General features: G+C 42.2%; 23 protein-coding genes. 11 read left to right on the top strand and 12 right to left on the bottom strand.

The window, feature by feature from the left end; translation table 11 throughout:
• From PI95_RS31235 to PI95_RS31205, 6 genes are all read left to right on the top strand, one after another.
• Positions 1 to 787 (top strand): MBL fold metallo-hydrolase (locus PI95_RS31235; RefSeq protein WP_163519357.1); only part of this gene is annotated, 787 nt, incomplete at its 5' end.
• Between the two features lie 91 nt (positions 788 to 878).
• Positions 879 to 1109 carry a hypothetical protein gene (locus PI95_RS31230; protein WP_039741501.1) on the top strand — a complete coding sequence of 77 codons (231 nt, stop codon included), beginning with the start codon at positions 879 to 881 and terminating at the stop codon, positions 1107 to 1109.
• A 79-nt stretch (positions 1110 to 1188) separates the two neighbouring features.
• Positions 1189 to 1917, top strand: a complete 729-nt coding sequence (locus PI95_RS31225) for an alpha/beta hydrolase (RefSeq protein ID WP_039741499.1) — start codon at positions 1189 to 1191, stop codon at positions 1915 to 1917.
• Between the two features lie 47 nt (positions 1918 to 1964).
• Positions 1965 to 2255: an SDR family NAD(P)-dependent oxidoreductase gene (locus PI95_RS37350; protein ID WP_336507648.1), complete on the top strand. Its 291-nt coding sequence runs from the start codon at positions 1965 to 1967 to the stop codon at positions 2253 to 2255.
• Positions 2209 to 2685, top strand: coding sequence for an SDR family oxidoreductase (locus PI95_RS37345; protein ID WP_336507647.1), 477 nt, complete (start codon positions 2209 to 2211; stop codon positions 2683 to 2685). The genes PI95_RS37350 and PI95_RS37345 overlap by 47 nt, the downstream gene beginning before the upstream one ends.
• Before the next feature lie 1085 nt (positions 2686 to 3770).
• Positions 3771 to 4058 (top strand): nuclear transport factor 2 family protein, encoded by a 288-nt coding sequence (locus PI95_RS31205; RefSeq protein WP_163519356.1) that lies wholly within the window; start codon positions 3771 to 3773, stop codon positions 4056 to 4058.
• Positions 4059 to 4451: 393 nt separating this feature from the next.
• On the opposite strand, the gene PI95_RS31200 is transcribed toward PI95_RS31205, so the two are convergent.
• From PI95_RS31200 to PI95_RS37335, 3 genes are read right to left on the bottom strand one after another with little or no spacing between them, the layout of a single operon-like run.
• Positions 4452 to 4868 (bottom strand): hypothetical protein, encoded by a 417-nt coding sequence (locus PI95_RS31200; protein WP_201280683.1) that lies wholly within the window; start codon positions 4866 to 4868, stop codon positions 4452 to 4454.
• Positions 4861 to 5367 (bottom strand): RNA-guided endonuclease InsQ/TnpB family protein, encoded by a 507-nt coding sequence (locus tag PI95_RS37340; protein WP_336507646.1) that lies wholly within the window; start codon positions 5365 to 5367, stop codon positions 4861 to 4863. The genes PI95_RS31200 and PI95_RS37340 overlap by 8 nt, the downstream gene beginning before the upstream one ends.
• Positions 5339 to 6157 (bottom strand): RNA-guided endonuclease InsQ/TnpB family protein, encoded by an 819-nt coding sequence (locus PI95_RS37335; protein ID WP_336507645.1) that lies wholly within the window; start codon positions 6155 to 6157, stop codon positions 5339 to 5341. The genes PI95_RS37340 and PI95_RS37335 overlap by 29 nt, the downstream gene beginning before the upstream one ends.
• 88 nt (positions 6158 to 6245) lie before the next feature.
• Between PI95_RS37335 and PI95_RS31190 the strand changes: the two genes are divergently transcribed.
• The gene (locus tag PI95_RS31190) at positions 6246 to 6425 is read left to right on the top strand and encodes a hypothetical protein (RefSeq protein ID WP_039741492.1); all 180 of its coding nucleotides are present in this window, start codon (positions 6246 to 6248) and stop codon (positions 6423 to 6425) included.
• A gap of 284 nt (positions 6426 to 6709) precedes the next feature.
• Here the strand turns inward: PI95_RS31190 and PI95_RS31185 are convergent, their stop codons facing one another.
• The 4 genes from PI95_RS31185 to PI95_RS31175 all read right to left on the bottom strand — a co-directional run bounded on the left by PI95_RS31185 (position 6710) and on the right by PI95_RS31175 (position 9724).
• Positions 6710 to 7576, bottom strand: coding sequence for an RNA-guided endonuclease InsQ/TnpB family protein (locus PI95_RS31185; RefSeq protein ID WP_236117272.1), 867 nt, complete (start codon positions 7574 to 7576; stop codon positions 6710 to 6712).
• Positions 7577 to 8752 carry an RNA-guided endonuclease InsQ/TnpB family protein gene (locus PI95_RS31180; protein WP_236117273.1) on the bottom strand — a complete coding sequence of 392 codons (1176 nt, stop codon included), beginning with the start codon at positions 8750 to 8752 and terminating at the stop codon, positions 7577 to 7579.
• Positions 8652 to 9248 (bottom strand): IS607 family transposase, encoded by a 597-nt coding sequence (locus tag PI95_RS36395; protein WP_444881582.1) that lies wholly within the window; start codon positions 9246 to 9248, stop codon positions 8652 to 8654. The genes PI95_RS31180 and PI95_RS36395 overlap by 101 nt, the downstream gene beginning before the upstream one ends.
• 65 nt (positions 9249 to 9313) lie before the next feature.
• The gene (locus PI95_RS31175; protein ID WP_236117271.1) at positions 9314 to 9724 is read right to left on the bottom strand and encodes a helix-turn-helix domain-containing protein; all 411 of its coding nucleotides are present in this window, start codon (positions 9722 to 9724) and stop codon (positions 9314 to 9316) included.
• A gap of 257 nt (positions 9725 to 9981) precedes the next feature.
• Between PI95_RS31175 and PI95_RS36390 the strand changes: the two genes are divergently transcribed.
• Both PI95_RS36390 and PI95_RS31170 read left to right on the top strand, forming a co-directional pair.
• Positions 9982 to 10353: an acetate and sugar kinases/Hsc70/actin family protein gene (locus tag PI95_RS36390; protein ID WP_236117270.1), complete on the top strand. Its 372-nt coding sequence runs from the start codon at positions 9982 to 9984 to the stop codon at positions 10351 to 10353.
• Complete coding sequence (locus PI95_RS31170) at positions 10305 to 11237, top strand: acetate and sugar kinases/Hsc70/actin family protein (protein ID WP_236117269.1); 933 nt, start codon at positions 10305 to 10307, stop codon at positions 11235 to 11237. The genes PI95_RS36390 and PI95_RS31170 overlap by 49 nt, the downstream gene beginning before the upstream one ends.
• 572 nt (positions 11238 to 11809) lie before the next feature.
• Here PI95_RS31170 and PI95_RS31165 read toward each other — a convergent pair.
• The 3 genes from PI95_RS31165 to PI95_RS31155 all read right to left on the bottom strand — a co-directional run bounded on the left by PI95_RS31165 (position 11810) and on the right by PI95_RS31155 (position 13527).
• Positions 11810 to 12097 carry a hypothetical protein gene (locus tag PI95_RS31165; protein WP_039741482.1) on the bottom strand — a complete coding sequence of 96 codons (288 nt, stop codon included), beginning with the start codon at positions 12095 to 12097 and terminating at the stop codon, positions 11810 to 11812.
• 301 nt (positions 12098 to 12398) lie between these two features.
• Positions 12399 to 12779: a hypothetical protein gene (locus PI95_RS31160; protein ID WP_201280682.1), complete on the bottom strand. Its 381-nt coding sequence runs from the start codon at positions 12777 to 12779 to the stop codon at positions 12399 to 12401.
• 475 nt (positions 12780 to 13254) lie between these two features.
• On the bottom strand, positions 13255 to 13527 hold the full coding sequence (locus tag PI95_RS31155) for a hypothetical protein (RefSeq protein ID WP_039741479.1): 273 nt from the start codon (positions 13525 to 13527) through the stop codon (positions 13255 to 13257).
• A gap of 288 nt (positions 13528 to 13815) precedes the next feature.
• On the opposite strand from PI95_RS31155, the gene PI95_RS31150 reads away from it, so the two are divergent.
• On the top strand, positions 13816 to 14376 hold the full coding sequence (locus tag PI95_RS31150; RefSeq protein WP_039741477.1) for a hypothetical protein: 561 nt from the start codon (positions 13816 to 13818) through the stop codon (positions 14374 to 14376).
• Positions 14377 to 14391: 15 nt separating this feature from the next.
• A complete protein-coding gene (locus tag PI95_RS31145) occupies positions 14392 to 14787 on the top strand; it encodes a hypothetical protein (protein WP_039741474.1) in 396 nt (131 codons plus the stop codon).
• Positions 14788 to 14942: 155 nt separating this feature from the next.
• Here the strand turns inward: PI95_RS31145 and PI95_RS31140 are convergent, their stop codons facing one another.
• Together PI95_RS31140 and PI95_RS31135 are read right to left on the bottom strand one after the other, a co-directional pair.
• Positions 14943 to 15911 (bottom strand): ParB/RepB/Spo0J family partition protein, encoded by a 969-nt coding sequence (locus tag PI95_RS31140; protein ID WP_039741471.1) that lies wholly within the window; start codon positions 15909 to 15911, stop codon positions 14943 to 14945.
• A gap of 2 nt (positions 15912 to 15913) precedes the next feature.
• Positions 15914 to 16690: a ParA family protein gene (locus tag PI95_RS31135; protein ID WP_039741469.1), complete on the bottom strand. Its 777-nt coding sequence runs from the start codon at positions 16688 to 16690 to the stop codon at positions 15914 to 15916.
• Positions 16691 to 16883: the final 193 nt, after the last annotated feature.

The following is a 16883-nucleotide window of genomic DNA, read 5'->3' as shown; positions in this document are numbered from 1 at the left end:
ACATACGCTGCTGTCGAATACGAACCCAACAGAAACCGATCGCCTGCTTCAGAAAAACTTTCTGACTAATCCTGTCGAGGCATCGATTAATGCTTTCCTGATCGACACTGGAGATCAACAAGTACTCGTGGACACGGGAGCCGGAACCTTTTTTGGTCCAAAACTGGGCGGCAAGCTTCAAACATCGTTAAAGGCGGCAGGCTACACGCCTAACGAGATTGATGCAATCCTCCTGACTCATATTCATACCGATCATAGTGGGGGGCTGGTCGAAGCTGGTCAACGGGTGTTTCCTGCCGCCACGCTCTATGTCGGCAAGCCAGATGTCGATTTCTGGCTTGATCGAGCGAATGCCACGCGATTCAACGTTGCTGAAAAGTACTTTGACGAAGCCGCGAAAACTGTCAAACCTTATTTAGATGCAGGCAAGGTGAAATCGTTTTCTGGCAAGACAGCCCTTCTACCGGGAATCACCGCGCATCCCACACCCGGACACACTCCTGGTCATAGCTGCTATGTGGCGGCAAGCAAGGGCGATCGCATCGAGTTTTGGGGCGATATTGTTCACTTTGCTTCGGTGCAATTTCCCAAGCCAGAAATTACAGTTGCTTATGATGTCGATGCCAATGCTGCTGCTGCACAACGCAAAAAACAGTTTGCGAGAGCGGAAGCATCCCGAATTTTGGTAGCAGGCGCACATTTGCCCTTTCCCGGCGTTGGACACCTTCGGGCAGCAGATCAAGGTTATGCCTGGGTGCCAGTGGATTACCGCTGGCGTGAACCCTAAAGGATTCATAGCAATCATTTTAGCAACTTGATGATAGTTGCGATCGCACCACAACCATTCGAGCAAACTTCAAGCTATTGAGCAAAACCTCATGAATGACTACTCTACTACTCTAGAAACACAATTGAATACGATGAGAACACAAATCTCTAGCAGCCTTGAAAAAGCACGAGACCAGAGAGATACACTCAAACGTACAAACTCTCGCTACATCACAAGCAATATCATTCTCAGCGCCCTAGCCACACTCCTAGCAGGCATGGCGGGAATGATCGGCAATGCTCAAAAGCGGATATACAGCGAGTTAATTTTCGATCATTAATGGTGGACTCACAGCGAACCGATCCATTTCAAGAGAGAACAAATGGGCTTGATTTTCAGATCGCAACTAAAGGAATTCTATGTCAATTTTTGTCTTAGTTCATGGCTCCTGGCATGATGGTTCTGCATGGATTGCAGTCGTTGACCATATAGAAGCAAAAGGACATCTGGCGTTTGCTCCTACGATCGCGGGTCATGGGAAAGGCGTAGATAAAAACGTTAACCATGCTCAATGTACGCAATCGATCGTTGATTACATTGTGAGCAAAGACTTAACCGATATTGTTCTCTTAGGTCATAGTTTTGCCGGAACAATCATTGCGAAAGTTGCTGAAGCGATTAGCGATCGCATTCGACGGCTCATCTTCTTCGATGCCTTTGTCCTCAACGATGGAGAGAGCCTTAGAGATAACGTTCCACCGCATCTTCAAACATTACTCGACGAGCTAGTTAGAGAATCAAACGATCAGATGATGGTTATACCTTTTGAGATTTGGCGAGAAGTGTTTATCAACGACGCTGACCTCGAACTGGCTAAATCCAGTTACGCACAACTATCCCCCCAAGCGTATCAACCGTGGATTGACAAGCTGGACTTGAGGCAGTTTTACTCGCTGCCCATTCCTAAAAGTTACCTCTACTGTACAGAAGATAATGTCCTCCCTCAAGGCGAACAGTGGGGTTGGCATCCGAGAATGTCTCACCGCTTGGGGCTATTTCGGCTTGTACAAATGCCCGGTAGTCACGAGGTAATGTTTTCTAACGCGATCGGTTTAGCAGAAAAGATTATTGTGGCAGGGCGCGACTAGCAGCAGAATTTGCAATTGTGTTTATTGATTGAAACAGGAGAAACAGGATGATACTGCAAGATAAAGTGGCGTTAGTTACTGGAGGTGCATCGGGAATTGGTCGAGCAACTGCGATCGCATTCGGTGCTACGGGTGCAAAAGTTGTCTTCTCGGACATACGCAGTGTAGAAGGTGAAGAAACTGCTGATTTGATTCGCGAGACTGGAGCGGAATGCTTATTTGTGAAATCAGATGTATCGAGTGGAGCGGATGTGCAAGCCTTGGTGCAAAAAGCGATAAGCTGGGTACAGCTTGCGCTTCGCGAACGCAACCTACGGCAAACTCGATTGTGCCTTTAACAATGCTGGAATCGATCTTGCTGTTAAACCACTGCACTCTCAAGCGGTAGAGGATTTTGACAAGATCGTGTCGGTCAATGCGCGAGGGCTATTTCTATGTATGAAATATGAAATTCAACAGATGCTAACTCAAGGCTCAGGCGCGATCGTCAACAATTCGTCAACCAATGGTCTGGTTGCGCTTCCGGGGATATCTCCCTACGTTGCCAGCAAACACGCGGTGATGGGGCTGACACGATCAGCTGCCCTCGATTATGCCAAACAGGGTATTCGGATCAATGCCGTCAATCCTGGTCCCATTGCGACTGACCTAATGGCTCGTAGCGCTGACCAGATGGGCATTACGTTTGACGATTTAGGGTCTATGGTGCCGATGAATCGCGTCGGTCAGCCAAAAGAAATTGCTCAAGCGGTTGTGTTTCTCTGCTAGTAATGCTGCCAGCTATATTACGGGACAATCCTTAACGATCGATGGCGGATATACAGCGAGTTAATTTTTGATTGTTGATGGTGGACTCACGGTGAATCGAACCATAAACAAATCACGATGATTCCTTGAAGTGATGGTCAGTTCTACAGTTTTAAGGTGGTAGATAAGATGATTAAGTGCAAAGATTTTGCGCCTCGGATTACTGAACGGGGACCCTTCGGCGGACTTGCCGAGTATGAATCCTTCTCTGAGGAGTGCTGTAAATCAGTGGATCGAAAGTAGAACGATCCAGGCGATCGATATTGAAACCGTTGTTTTACCAGATCGTATAGAAGGTACAAGTGATGGTGTCTACGGAGTGACAGTCAGTAATGGTTTCTACCCAGTAATGATTAGTCAAGGCGTTACAATCAATTGCTTTCAATGTGTGCGTGTCTGGTACAGAGAATAAGCTTTATCGGAAAAAGAGTGAAGCGATTTACCTTGTTTACTTTCCTGTATCTCGCCCTGGGAGTTTGTCTGACAGCGATCGCGCTTGGGTACCCGAACCTGCCTTCGAGTCTTCAAACAAGCTTGTTCGTCAGTGCAGGAGCCTCCTACATTGTTTGTCTCCTCAGCACCTTCCCATTCTGGCGGGAGACGACGACCCGCATCTATCGCAGACGGAATTCAGTAGTCATTCTACCCTGGTTGGTGATTGGAGTGAACATTGTTTTGACGATCTGGGATGCTCAGAGTCAGAACTGGACGATGGAAGCCATTTTACAAGCGTTTTCGCGGCTATTAGTTGTCTTACTGTTTGCAGAACTCATTGTTATTACATGGCGAGTTAAGTCTGAACATTAATGTCTGTCTAAATCGGATGATACCGAAACGAACTCGCTCTTCACCATAAGAATTTGACAAATCGTTGTAAGAATCTGGAAGAAGTCAAGCATTGAAACTCAGCACACTTCAGATCAACACAACGAGGTTAATGCTGAGGAAAGCACAATGATACTTAAAACACTTCTGAAGAATGGAGATTTAACGATATGGAGATGAATATTACTTCTGCTCGAAGCAATCCCTCGGTTCTAATTAAGATGGAAGCTGCGATTAATGCTCATGACATTGATGCGTTCGTGAATTGCTTTGCTAATGACTTTATGGGTGAACAGCCAGTACACCCGAAGCGAAACGTCACTGGCGCAGAACAGGTGCGAAAGAACTGGACTGGCATCTTTGCTCAAGTTCCCGACCTCCAAGCAAAATTGGTTGCCCATATGATCGCTGGTGACATGGGTTGGTCGGAGTGGCATTGGCAAGGAAAACATATAAACAGCACAGAATTCAATATGCGAGGCGGGAGTGCCAATTTAGTTTGTGAATAAGTGTGTAAAGGAGCTCTTTCTCACCGGGGGAACTGATGTAATTTGGTTCTGGGTTATCTGGCATATAATTGAAGCAAGCTGGATATCCGCTTTCGACGTACATATAAGTGATGCGACATCTAGTTCCGTTGAATGCAGCACAATTACCGCTTCGGCGGTTTGGATGAGTCGTATTGGTACTGTTTGCATTCTTTACCGCCACTGGTGTCGCTGTAGTGAATTGGATCTACGGTGCAAGGGAGATATTTGTTGGAGGTGAAGTAGGAGCAAGTTTGGCAGGACATAGTTTTTGAATGAGTTGTTAATTCAGTTTCGCGGAGCGCGATTGTAAAACTGCCTGAATGTTAACTAAATTTTCAGTGACCTTAAGCGTGGTTTTGCCAGTGTAGTATATTAACCATCTTTGTATTTTTTAGTTGATATGTTGTTCAATAAACCCGCGATATCTTCAGCATTAAACTTGTGTTTATTTTTAAGGCAATTAGGATATGTGGGTTTAATTAATTCTGGAGGACACATTTCTTCAGCCCGTCTAGATATTTCTTGAATAAGTTCATTAGTTGTACATTTTTTCAACTTAAACATTCTTTCTTTAATACTTTCACGGTTGTCAGTATTATCCCATATAATGATTATTTCCCCACCTAGCGCTTTGATAACATTTTCGACTGTTTTTAACTTAGACCTTTCAGGTTCTTCAAAGAATTTGCCAATTGCTGAATGATATCTTGTTGCTGGGCTATTTTCTTCTCCAGTAATCTCTGCATATTTCTTGGGTAATTTGTATAGCGTCCATCGTGAACTACCCAACACCGACCCGACAGGGTACGGTGTGGGCTTCTGACTTCATTGACCGTTGCCCCTTGCCCTTACGGGTAGGTTGTCTTACACAGCCTCCATCAGCAAGAACGGGGTTCCCTCCGTCCATAGATAATATCCGAATTCCTTCTTTCCTTATGTTTAGGGCTGCATTGCCGTCACGGTCATGACTCGTAAAGCATGATGGACAATTCCATTCACGGATATCGAGCGTTAACTCATCAACAACATGACCGCAGCACGAACAAGTTTTTGAACTAGGGAAGAATCTTCCTATTTCTACAAGTTGACTGTCTTTTTGTTTTAACTTGTAATCAAGGAAATTAACGAACATTCCCCAACCCACATCGGATATTGACTTTGATAGCTTGCGGTTCCGTATCATTCCCTTCACGTTTAAATTTTCAACAATGATGACTTGGCTATCGTCTACCAGTTTCCTACTTAATTTATGTAGGAAGTCAGTAGCGGGAGTTCGATACTCGTTCATGAACCTTGGCTACGAGTTTTCTGTATTTATTTCTTGAATTGCTCCCTTTAACTTTACGAGCAAATTTTTTCTGTTTCCTAGCTAGATTTTTCTCATGACGCTCTAGATGTTTTGGATTTGAATGTTTGCTAACTTCATTACCATCATGAACAATAGCGAAGTCTTTCAACCCCAAATCAATACCAAGTATTTTATCTCCAATCGATTGACTTGCGTCATCTTCTACCTCAAGCAAGATCGAAGCAAAGTACTTATCTGTAGGAGTCTTGCTTATAGTGACAGTTTTAAGTTTTCCTTCGATTGGTGAGTCCAGCCCTGTTCGCGTAGCGTTGCCGTAGGCATTAGGAGGGTTTCCCTCCGTAGGGGACTGGCGAACCCGTAAGGGTCTATGAAAAACTGCCTTAACAATACCAATTTTAGGAATTTCCAAACAATCATCTACAACCTTTACGTTTTGGGGGTATTGAATTGATTGTTTATGGTGTTTTGCTTTAAATCTAGGAAACTTAGCGCGTCCCTCAAAAAAGTTAGTGTAAGCCTTGTTCAAGTTGATTGCTACGCATTGCAAAACGGCAGAATAACAATCTTCTTTTAACCAAGGATGCTCTAGCTTTAGTTGGGGCAAGTAAGCTTTGTAGACACTTAATTTCAGAGATTTTCCAGTTTCTTGATAGTGTTGAATGCAAGCATTGAGTGCATAATTCCAATACCACCTTGCACAACCAAATGATTTGGCTAGAGCTATTTCTTGCTCGGTTGTTGGATATAGTCTGACTTTGAGTGCTTTCAACACTTTTAATCACCGTTCGGCTGACGCTCACGGAAGCCTCCTTGTTACCTGCTAGTATAACAAATGTAGGTAATAAGTGGGTACATAAATGAAGACAGAATGGTTTAAGATGCGAATGAGTGAACGCAGATTGAATAAGTTACGGCTATATGCCGCAATCAAAGATACGACAATGACTCACGTTATTGAAGACCTCATTGACTCGTTAAAAATCCCGGAAAGTGACATTTTGGGCATTGTCTCCACTCCTTCATCAACCGACGGTTGATATTGGTTGGAGAACGTACCCAAAATGTCCAGCTATTCATCCCAACACTGACCTAAGTACAGGTACAGTGTGGGGCTTCAAGCCGTTTAAGCTAAATCTTCAAGCCTGAGTTCGAGTAATTCTTTCCACCCGGTATTGCTATTAAATCTAAGCCACATAATTAATTGCCATGCGTTTGTTCAGGGGGAAAGGAGCATAGCTAGAGTGGTAGTTTATGTTATTACAATATCTTAGTGACATCCTCCCACACTAACCGTAAGCGGTATAGTGTGGGCTTCCTCAAATCACTTTGAAGATTTCCTGGTTGCTCTGTTACGAGGTTTCGACACTTGCCTAGACTGAGTGACCTCAATCCCCGGTAGATCGTCTGGACAGGCAGTTTCCATTCCCGCAAGTCCTGCGGTACTAATGAGGGCTATCCCTCGGTTTCTAATATTTTGACCTGCGGCTACATCCCTATCGGTTTTGTATCCACAGTGTGGGCAGCTATGAACTCTAACGCTCAAGTCTTTTTTCACTTCACCACCACATTCGGGACACTCTTGAGAAGTCCCTCTTGCATCGACTTCTGAGAAGAACTTTCCACGCTTCCAGCACACATATTTGACGATGGTTCTAAACTGACCAAACCCAGCATCAAGCATATGTTTTCCGAACATCCCTTTGGCACTGGTGCGGTAATTCAAGTCTTCCATAAACACCATGTCGCCAGCATCACAAAGGGCGTGTGCCTGTTTGTAGTGAAAGTCCTTCCTTGTGTTGTCGATTTGGTGGTGAAGTCGGGCAACTTTAAGGCGTTGTTTCTCGTAGTTTCTCGACCTCCGTTGCTTCCTAGACAATCTGCGTTGCAGCAATTTCAACTCGCTTTGCAGTTGTTTAAAAAACTTCGGCGGCTTTACGAGAACACCATCGCTGGTTGCTAAAAATTTTTCCAACCCAATGTCTACCCCAATAGGATGTCCATGAGGAATTGGGTCGGGAACGCTGACATCACATTGCAGCGAAATAGAGGCATACCATCTATCAGCTTTTCTCAAGATTCGCACCTGCTTGACCACAAATCCTGTAGGAATGGGTCGATGCAAGTTAATTGGAATTACTCCAATCTTGGGCAGTTTGATATGCAGAGTCGTTACTGGATTCTGATACATTTACGCGACATTTATTCGGTCATTACCGGACAAAGTAACGATAGCACTATCACCTTCGTAAGAGATAGAGGCGGTATCCCGCAAAGCTTTCAGTAAAATACCGAAAGCGCCATTGAAATCCCTTGGAATTTCATAACCACAATCAGGGCATTTAAACAACTTAGAACCGCCTAGCTTCTTATGAACATGCCCGCATTTAGTGCAAGTTTTAGAAGTGTATTCCTCGGTCACATCAACCACTTGACAGTTTCTAATACTGGCTTGATGTTTCAAAGTTTGCTTAAATCTGTAGTGCGCCCATGTTAACATCGCTCTAGCAGTTTTGGAACGAATCTTTCTACGCGCCTTGGCTACCATTTGGGAAGACTCAAAGGTGGGTAAATATATGATTCGATAGTTACTAGTTAGATAGCAAGCGGTTTGTTTTTGGCATTCATCAACTAAATTCCTAATCTTGATTCTCATGCGATGAGCCGCCTGTCTTATTCGTCTTTTTTGTTGTTTTGAAGCTTTGGAAGCGCGGCTCATCAAGTCATCTAAGTGTTGACAAAGACGTGCAATTCGCCCCATATCACCACTTCCAAATTCAACAAACTTGTTGCTATCAAATCCAGTCATAAAGGTACGAACACCTGGATCTAATGCAATAATTCCAGTCGTTTCCGCAGGCTCTAAAGTAGCAGGGATAGGAAATACAGCAAACCAGCGACCTTTGTAGTAAAGTAATTGTGTTCCGTATTCGCAGTCCGGAATTACTTCGGAAGCTTTAAAAGTTAGCCCCTTTGTTAGCGATGGATACCAAGTCCCTTTTCTAAAATTTCCATCGTTAAATTTAATAGCTTGAGAATAATCTCTAATGCTACGAAATTTAGCATCTTTGCTTGCTTTGAATGCACGATGAGCATCAAAAATAGCATTCTGCCTAATATGACAAGGTGTTTCTTTTACCCAATCAGGTAATTCGCTTCGCATGACTTCGTTTCGCAATTCCAACTTGCTTAAACGTTTTTTTCGCTGCAACGCTATTCCCTGATTAAAACAATAACGACATGCGGCGAGCCATTTTCGCCAAATTTTATTTAACTCCTGAGTGGGGTAAATCCTTATCTTCTTTGACTTGAGATTTGTATTTTCGGAGTCCGTAGAGTCGGCTACTAAAACAGTGGAGAATTGCAAGGATGTCTTCAACCATTTCTTGCTCTGGACTAAGGTTTGTTTCGTTGAGTACCACGAGTTCGCACCTGTTTTGCTCACAGAGCCATTTGAACAAGTCAAATCCGAATCTTGCCAATCGATCTTTGTGGGCAACGACAACCATTCTGACATCTCCTTTAAAGATTCGTTCCAATAAGGAAAGAAGCTTTTTGCGCTTGAAGTTAAGCCCCCCTCCGATTTCGCTACAAATTTCTGCTTGCGGGTAGAGTTGGCTAAGGTGGGCGACTTGTCTATTAAGATCGGGTTGTTGAGCGCGGCTACTGACTCTAGCGTAAACGACGACGACTCGGTTATCGGTTCTACTAGCTCCAGCAGCAAATCTATCGACGTTATACCTTCTTTGCCCAGAGGGTGTTCTAATAGCTTCGATTTTTCCTTCAGCTTCCCAGCGGCGGAGCGTTCTTTCATTAACTCCGAGAATGTCTGCCGCCTCCTTGGGTGGGACGTATCTGACAATAGCTTTTTCCTCAATTCTTGTTTTATTATAGCTTATTGTCCGGCGTTGTCCGAGAAAACATTTATTTAATCAATCTCCTTGAACTGAGGAAAAAGTAACGACTTAAACTGACCATGTTTTTTAAACCGAGGAAAGCCAAATCCTCTCTCCTGAAAATACTCCCAACCTCTATGCAACTGTTTAATCGCGAGCTTACGAACTTGAGAGGGAACTTCTCCTAATCTGGGGAAATCTTTCTTAGATACAGGCAATCTGTTCAGTTGATAGACTTCGCTTGGAAATTTTAATTCAGAAGAGAGGATATATTCTTTTTGAATGGAGCATCTATCTATCAAACACTTACGACTATCACACCAATCTTTTATTTCTCGAAGAGCATAGTTGTAAGCTCCTCGACAAATTTCCATCCACTCAATTAATGTTTGCTCTTGAGTGACATCTGGATAGATTCGGTAGCGGTGAGTAAGTGTTATCATGAAATGAATTATAACATATTTACTAGACATAGCATCTCTAGTAAATGCTGTTTTTGTCGCCATCGAGGCGACGAAAACAGCGCGGGGGTCCATGTATCCCGCGCTAAATCGAAGATTATAGCGCGGATCTTATAGCCCCCGAACCCCCACTAGATAAAAAATAGAGTTTTTGAAATTTGTATGAACTAACCCCCTCTCATTTACGTGTGGGTTAGATTAGTTGTTACAAAATCATTCGTTAATAAAAAATTTCATATATGGCTAAAACTAGCGATAAAGCTCAACCTAAGAAAATTGTTTTAACTTTAGACATGGGCGAAAGCAAGACTAAGGCGATTGTACAGGAATATCCGGAAGGGAAGCCGCAAGTTTTGTTGATGGACTCTGAAGTTGCTGATGTGGCGAGGGCTTCGGTTAAGAATATACAATCAGAAGGGCTGCCTGAATCTCGTGCTTGGGTAGGTGTGGGTGGAGAATACTATGTACTCGGCGCACTTGCTCGTTACCAGTTTCGAGGAATATCGCAATTGAAAGAACTTAAGTACGAGCTTAAGTACCCAAGGTATGTGGGGCAATTTGGTTGGCTAAAGAGAAATTGGGACTGGGGAATAATGTTTCTGTTTATTTGAATATTTTGTTGCCACCAGGGGAGACTGAAGACAAGGCTCAGTTGGAAAGTCGGTTAAAGGAGGTTTTTACAGGATTTGAAACTCCGGCGGGTAAGATGCGGGTGAAGATGGCTTACTACAACGTGGCATCTGAAGGAAGCGGTATATTCTTTTATCGCAGACGCACCTTGGGGGGTAGTATACCTACTTCGATGTTTGTGATGGTGGGTTATCGCAACGCTAGCGTGTTTCTCGTTCGAGATGGTTTTCTCAATCGGGGGATTACTAGCGATTTGGGGATGTCTTGGCTTGTCAGCAATTTTGTTTCTAAAGTATCGGGACTTAGCCCCGATAATACTGATATTGTTGGCGCGATCGTTGAAGCCGGTGTAAATTGTGATGCTCAGGTGTTGCAAAAGCTTTCTCGCAAGCGTAATAGTAGCGAGATAAAGGCTGATGGAGAGTCTATGTCTAAGGCTTTATTGCTTGCCAGGGATGAGTATTGGCGGGCAGCAGCACGGTGGTTGCGCTCTGTGATCGAAGATGATGTACGAGAATTGGTATTTTGTGGTGGTACAGCCGATTATATTCGTTCCGAGGTTGATACTTACTTCCAGAAACAGGATATTCCAGTATCTTGGCACGCCAATATTCCGATTCCAGATATAGCTAGTAGTCTGGGCAACCGTATGGCAGATGTAGTTGCGTTACACGAGCATATGGTGTTGGAATTTGATAGAGCAACTGGTCATGAGCGATCGCAACCTTTGTTTGGTACTCCTACAGGTAAACCAACTGGCACTACTGATATTAAGGTGAATGCTAGTACTCCTGTCAAGAAGGTTCCTAATTATACGCCTCGTGAAGTACCTAAAGAATTTTTAAGTATGAGTGATAAGGCTTAGACTGTCCCTTTATTTAGTGAGTGAATAAAGTAGATGTGGACGTAGAGTAGTAGAAAGAACAGTTGCATTAACACAACTGTCCTTTCTATTTAATTTATGCTCAAAGTAGTAAGGGACGCGGTTGGACAATCTTCTTTACTGACCGAAAAAAAGAATAGCTGTGGATTTCTCCACAACCGTTCTTTGTCTAACTATATGTTTTGGATTTCGCAGCAATTTTTCTTGCTGTCCCATTTGCCGCCTAGCTCATCACAGTCTTTCTTCCCACCAGACAAACGCTGACAGATAGAACCGTCGTCACGAACGATTCCACAGATACCTTGTTGAGGTACACTTATGGAGCCAACGGTGATAGCTACGGCGATGATTGCTACACGGAAGATTTTGCTAGCAGACATGGTATAAAACCTTTTACGAGTGGTTATCGCAAAATCTGCGCGCAAGCGCCTGTATAAACTACGCCGCTAGAGATAAATCGCGTGTAGGCAGTAGATGTAGAGAAGTAGATAGTGGTGCCAAGAAAATTTGGTAGCAAAAAAGAAAAACCTCAGTTGTTACACTGAGGTTCCGTACTAGTGCGCGCGGGTAACTTCGACAATGCGGAATCTAACCTGTCCCTCATCGCGATACCAGGCAATGGTGGTTTTCTGATTACCAGCGGCTGGTGCGTTGATAATCGAGAACGCTCCTTCAGATTGGAAAACTCCGTTCTCATCGGAATCAGCGCCGGGTATTACTACCGCCAAAGACGGTGTATCATCACAGATTCCGCATAATGTGTTGTAGCGGATTTCCCAACGAATGCTATTGAGTACATCAGCTAATACGGAATCAGTGGTACCATCAAACATCATAGCCATAGGGTTTCTCCTGTTAGAGCAGTATCACAAAGTTTGTGCGTAAGCGACTGTTTAAATAGCGTAGAGAATGAGTCAATGAAGTATTAGAAAGTGGATTCGTAGAGAATGACGCCAATAAAAAATAAGCACCCCTAAATGGAGTACTTATTAATTAATTAGATAAAGACTGTTTTGATTAGCGATGACGACCTAAAGCGTAGTTGCCTTCCCACATTGATTAATGGTTTTTGTAGAAAAAATAATCAGCTAGAGTATAACTGTTCGTTACAGCTAAACTCCAACTGGGTTATTTAAGATTATTTCAAAATGGAATGCCATTAACTGGAATTCCTTGTTCCTTAGCACGTAGTTCTTCCTGTTTATTGCGAATTTCCCAGGATTTACGATTATATGCTAAGAGGTCTTCCTTGCCCATGTTGAACTTCATTTGCGCGAATGTCAGCAATTGTTCTACGCTATAACGGCGTTCTTCAGGAGTTCCGAAGCAGATTTCAAACTGAGCTTTAAAAGCCTTCCAGTCGAAATCGTCTCCTAACTGCCGTCTTGATTCTTTGCCGTAGAGGTCGCGAATTGTGTAGAAAATTGCGTTGTACTTGCGTATATCAAACACTTCAACTTTGAATTCTTCCATTGCTGAATCGTCGATGGTTACAACTTGGGTTTTAGTAGACTTAGAAGCCATGATTGTTTCTCCTATACGGAATCGTCGATGGTTACAACTTGGGTTTTAGTAGACTTAGAAGCCATGATTGTTTCTCCTATACGGAACTGTTTCATAAATTCTGTGCGTTTAGCACCTGTCAAAAAAATAAACCTCAGCGAATTACGAGTTAAATTTATTAAGAGTAGATGTTGGTACTATTTAATTTACTACAGCTTCTAAAATTTGAAACAGTTTGGAGAGTTGCAATTGTAGCGTTGATAATTCTAGCTTTCATGATGTTTTATTCCATACAATTTGTTCACAGGATTTCTGCGAAGCAGCTGTATATATAGTGGCGCCATTCGAATAAATAAGAGTGTATAAAAGCGTGTGTTAAGTCGATAAATCTGACAGATATTTGTAGAGTAGATGTGGATATCTATCAAGCAATTATGAAAAATTAAAATAACCATAAGCTTAATAGCCTGTGGTTATTAGATGAGTAAATTTAGGTTTATAAGTACTGATGTTGTCCTAGCCAGCCTTTGTATTCCCACACATCAGGATATCCCTTGGATTCATCGCCTTCGATTAATTTACCTAGATGGTATGCAATATGGTCACTATTCCAGCCCCAAGTGCCATCATGGCGACGATAAATCTTGGTTTCTAAACAGTCATTAGTACGAATTAGTAACCCTCCATCTTTAAGCTGGATAGCAGGGCTAAAACAGTTACCAAAAGCGTTGGATACCCAGATGCCGCAAAATTTAAAGTGAAATTCCATGATACATGAGAACGTATATTTCACTTTAAATTTGCTTTAGCAACTGTTGTAGACGTGGAAAAATTCAATTGCTTTAGCTAGCACAATTGGAATATTGTGCTTAAATTTAAGAGTGTGAAATGAGTGAATGCATGAGTATTTTACTTTACTTAAACTTATATCTGTAATGAACTCCAACTCTAGTATTATGTGATTATCGGATACTAATTTGTTGTGGGAATTTCGGTACGTAGGTAATTATTAAGTTTATAAAGTTAACGTTTTATATTTTACGTACCGAAAGTTCTTATGTTATTAGCACGGCAAGAAATTAGTGGTCAATCTACTGGGAATCGTATTCAGAGAAGGATAGTTAATAAGGTATTATCTGGTGCGGGAGGTGGCACTCATGAACCGCTGGAGGTAAAAACTCTTTATTACAAAAAATCACCAATCCGTGTTGTAATTGCTCCAGAGGGCTTGGAATGGGTAGCGCTAGATATTTTGCGCGCGTTATTTCCCTCTGATGAGATGTGTAGTAATTATTGGGCGTTACAAACCTTGCCAATAGGCTTTCGTCCCAAGCGTTTAATTAAATCTGAAGATAAAGATCCTAAAGAAAAAGTTTTTGATAGTTTGTTGAATGTAAAACAGACTTTGCGTTTTTATGAAATTCCCAATTCAGAATTACAAGAAGGTTTATCTTACAGAACAGTAATTCTTCATGAGGTGCTGTTTGGCTGGCTATCTAGATATCTTTCTTATGAAGTTATACACGACTTTTTTGATTGGTTTTCTAACCATCCTAGACTGGTAAATATTGGCTGCAAGCGTCAATATCGCGTTGATGTTACTTCCTATTTTGCTTGAATACGGGTTCTTACTATGAAAGATAATTACCAAGATAGTTTACTTATCCCGAGATTGCTTGTTGAATCAACCTGTGGGTTGATTCGTTCTTACTTGGAGCGTTCCCATATTGCTGTAGAACCGTTCTTTTGTCCTATTTACGAGACTAAAGAACCTTGGGATGTAGGTTGTTGTCTAGGATACCGTATTTATGCACGCCCTGAAGATGTAGCTTATTTAAAAAATTGTAATGACATCCTTTCTCGCTTGGGACATGACTTGTCGAGGTTTTTGTATGCTCCCGATGATAAACGACCCTACGGATTTGTTAGTGTTGTTTCTCATTTGCACTTAATCAATGCTCATTTACCTTGTCAGGTCTATTTCTTGGATTCTTGCTTGAAGCTAGATTATTCAAATTCCAAGGTTTGATAATAGTTGTACGAGTAATTTCAATAATTTACAACAATGTTTAGTAAACACCAGAAGGTAACACATTACTTTATTTTGAAAAAGAAAGGAGTTCTAAAAAGTGGAACTCCTTCTTATTACTAGCTTCGTGGGTTTTACTCTGCTGTTTCTATTGTTTATACTTCATTTGAAGGTTGAAGTAACTCGAAAATTTGCTGTGCTAATTTATTAACTTTGTTGAACTTTTTATTATCTTGCAGCAGTGTTTTATCCTTTTTTATTAGCGAGGATATTTCTCCAATCTGCGCCGCTAATTTCTTTGTGGGAGTTTCTTGCTTATCTTGCTTATCCTGCTTACTTGCCTCTAGAAGACCCTCTACAGCTTCCTTGATTTTAGATAAAGATAATTTTTCATCGATTGCCTGTTTTAATAACTCTGCCCTTCGGCTGCTATCTTTAATGCGTGCGATTGCACATGCCTTTGTGTATTCAATTAACCCACTAGCTAATGCTTCTTGAATATCGGTAGGTAATTTGAGTAGGGGAAGTCTAGTTGTTACGAACGACTGCCAGGTGATCTTGCCTATCTTAGAGAAGAGTTCTTGTATAGTGAGACTTTCAGAACAGCCCAAAACGTTTTGGGCTGCTTCGCCTTTATCTTCTTTTGCCATTCGATAAAGTATAGAAACTACGTCTTCAGTGTCAGTTTCCAGTAATATTGTGAGTAGTTCTAATATACCGATAGTTTCTTCATAAGCATTGAGGTCTTCTCTTTGTAGGTTTTCAGCCAGCCGAATGCGGCTGGCGGTTTTGTCATCACAGTCAATGATATTGACGGGTATTTCTTCTAGCCCAATTAAAGCGCAAGCACGAAGGCGGCGTTCGCCAGCCATGAGTTCGTAAGTGCTGTCTTCTGTAGGTCTGACTGCAATGGGTGCAAGAAGCCCATTTTGTTTGATATCGTTGGCTAGAGATTGTAGTGCTTCGGCATCAAAGTAGCGTCTTGGTTGGGATGGGGGAAGGATGATTGAATCTATTGGTAGGGTACTAGTGTTTTTGTTATTTGTGTTTTCTTGACTGGCACTACCCAATAAATCATCAAGTGCATTTTTGTCGTATCCTTTCAGTTCAACTTGTTTGGTCATATTTAAAGTTTGACGAGGTAATTTGCTATTTCTTCTAAAATACTAACTGCGGGGTGGTTTTTTTTCCACAGAGCAAGTGGAAGATGTGCTTGTGATGCGCTTGGAAAATCTATTGATTTAGGAATAGGGGTAGTTATGTGGACGCGTCCTTCCATTTGGTTTTTGATGGCTTCGAGTATACCTGATTGTTGCAGGGTGCGTTTGTCGTGCTGGGTTGGTATAAAAGCTGCAATTTGTAAGTCTTTGTGTCCTCCTTTTTTGAGACGGGCAATTGTTGTTAGTAGTTGTTCTGTGGCTGCATAGCATTTATATTCTGTCTGGACTGGTATCAATATGTGGGTAGCAGCAAGCAGGCTCATGATACTTAAATAGCCCAGTGAGGGAGGGCAATCTATCAAGATGTAATCGTATTTATCGGCTATTGGTTCGAGTATGAATTTTAGTTTTTGACGGTTATCGGTTGTAATATCGCGGACTAATTCTAGTTCAGCACCAGCTAAAGCATTATTGCTGGGTACAAGATGCATCTTGTGGATAGGTTCGTGCCAAATATCTAGGTGTGCGCGTTCGGTGATAGCAGCATATATTGTCTGCTCGGATTTTAGTTCTTTGGGTTCAATCCCCATAAAGGTTGTCAGGCTGGCTTGGGGGTCCATATCAACAAGCAGGACTTGGTGTTTTTGTGCAAGATGATACCCCAGGTTGTGTACAGTTGTTGTTTTTCCAGCACCGCCTGACTGGTTAAATGTGGCAATTATCTTGGTCTTTTTTTTGTACATAGGTAATTGGGTTCTTAAATGTGTAATTGAGTTCTTGAGTAGGTAATTGGGTTCAAAACTAACTGTCACACGCCCTTATAATCCTTACCGAAAAAATGGGTCTAAAGCCCCGTCCTAGAAGGACGGCTGTGCGATTCGTTTCTCAGAAATGAGTATAAAACTCAAGGATGAGAGCTTTAGTAAGGTAATCCAC

The organism is Hassallia byssoidea VB512170 (assembly GCF_000817785.2).
GTDB lineage: Bacteria > Cyanobacteriota > Cyanobacteriia > Cyanobacteriales > Nostocaceae > Hassallia > Hassallia carrinoi.
The sequence above is the reverse complement of the archived record's forward strand: the minus strand, read 5'-3'. Positions and strand labels throughout refer to the sequence as shown.

Bases quoted from the DNA above. Each gene is read 5' to 3' on its own strand.
- PI95_RS31205 (WP_163519356.1), top strand. From the start codon at position 3,771: ATGGAAGCTGCGATTAATGCTCATGACATTGATGCGTTCGTGAATTGC.
- PI95_RS31160 (WP_201280682.1), bottom strand. From the start codon at position 12,779: ATGGCTTCTAAGTCTACTAAAACCCAAGTTGTAACCATCGACGATTCA.
- PI95_RS31175 (WP_236117271.1), bottom strand. From the start codon at position 9,724: ATGATAACACTTACTCACCGCTACCGAATCTATCCAGATGTCACTCAA.
- PI95_RS31135 (WP_039741469.1), bottom strand. From the start codon at position 16,690: ATGTACAAAAAAAAGACCAAGATAATTGCCACATTTAACCAGTCAGGC.
- PI95_RS37340 (WP_336507646.1), bottom strand. From the start codon at position 5,367: ATGAACGAGTATCGAACTCCCGCTACTGACTTCCTACATAAATTAAGT.
- PI95_RS31155 (WP_039741479.1), bottom strand. From the start codon at position 13,527: ATGGAATTTCACTTTAAATTTTGCGGCATCTGGGTATCCAACGCTTTT.
- PI95_RS31185 (WP_236117272.1), bottom strand. From the start codon at position 7,576: ATGTATCAGAATCCAGTAACGACTCTGCATATCAAACTGCCCAAGATT.
- PI95_RS31165 (WP_039741482.1), bottom strand. From the start codon at position 12,097: ATGGCTATGATGTTTGATGGTACCACTGATTCCGTATTAGCTGATGTA.
- PI95_RS31140 (WP_039741471.1), bottom strand. From the start codon at position 15,911: ATGACCAAACAAGTTGAACTGAAAGGATACGACAAAAATGCACTTGAT.
- PI95_RS31190 (WP_039741492.1), top strand. From the start codon at position 6,246: ATGAAGACAGAATGGTTTAAGATGCGAATGAGTGAACGCAGATTGAAT.
- PI95_RS31145 (WP_039741474.1), top strand. From the start codon at position 14,392: ATGAAAGATAATTACCAAGATAGTTTACTTATCCCGAGATTGCTTGTT.
- PI95_RS31225 (WP_039741499.1), top strand. From the start codon at position 1,189: ATGTCAATTTTTGTCTTAGTTCATGGCTCCTGGCATGATGGTTCTGCA.
- PI95_RS31230 (WP_039741501.1), top strand. From the start codon at position 879: ATGAATGACTACTCTACTACTCTAGAAACACAATTGAATACGATGAGA.
- PI95_RS31150 (WP_039741477.1), top strand. From the start codon at position 13,816: ATGTTATTAGCACGGCAAGAAATTAGTGGTCAATCTACTGGGAATCGT.
- PI95_RS37350 (WP_336507648.1), top strand. From the start codon at position 1,965: ATGATACTGCAAGATAAAGTGGCGTTAGTTACTGGAGGTGCATCGGGA.
- PI95_RS36390 (WP_236117270.1), top strand. From the start codon at position 9,982: ATGGCTAAAACTAGCGATAAAGCTCAACCTAAGAAAATTGTTTTAACT.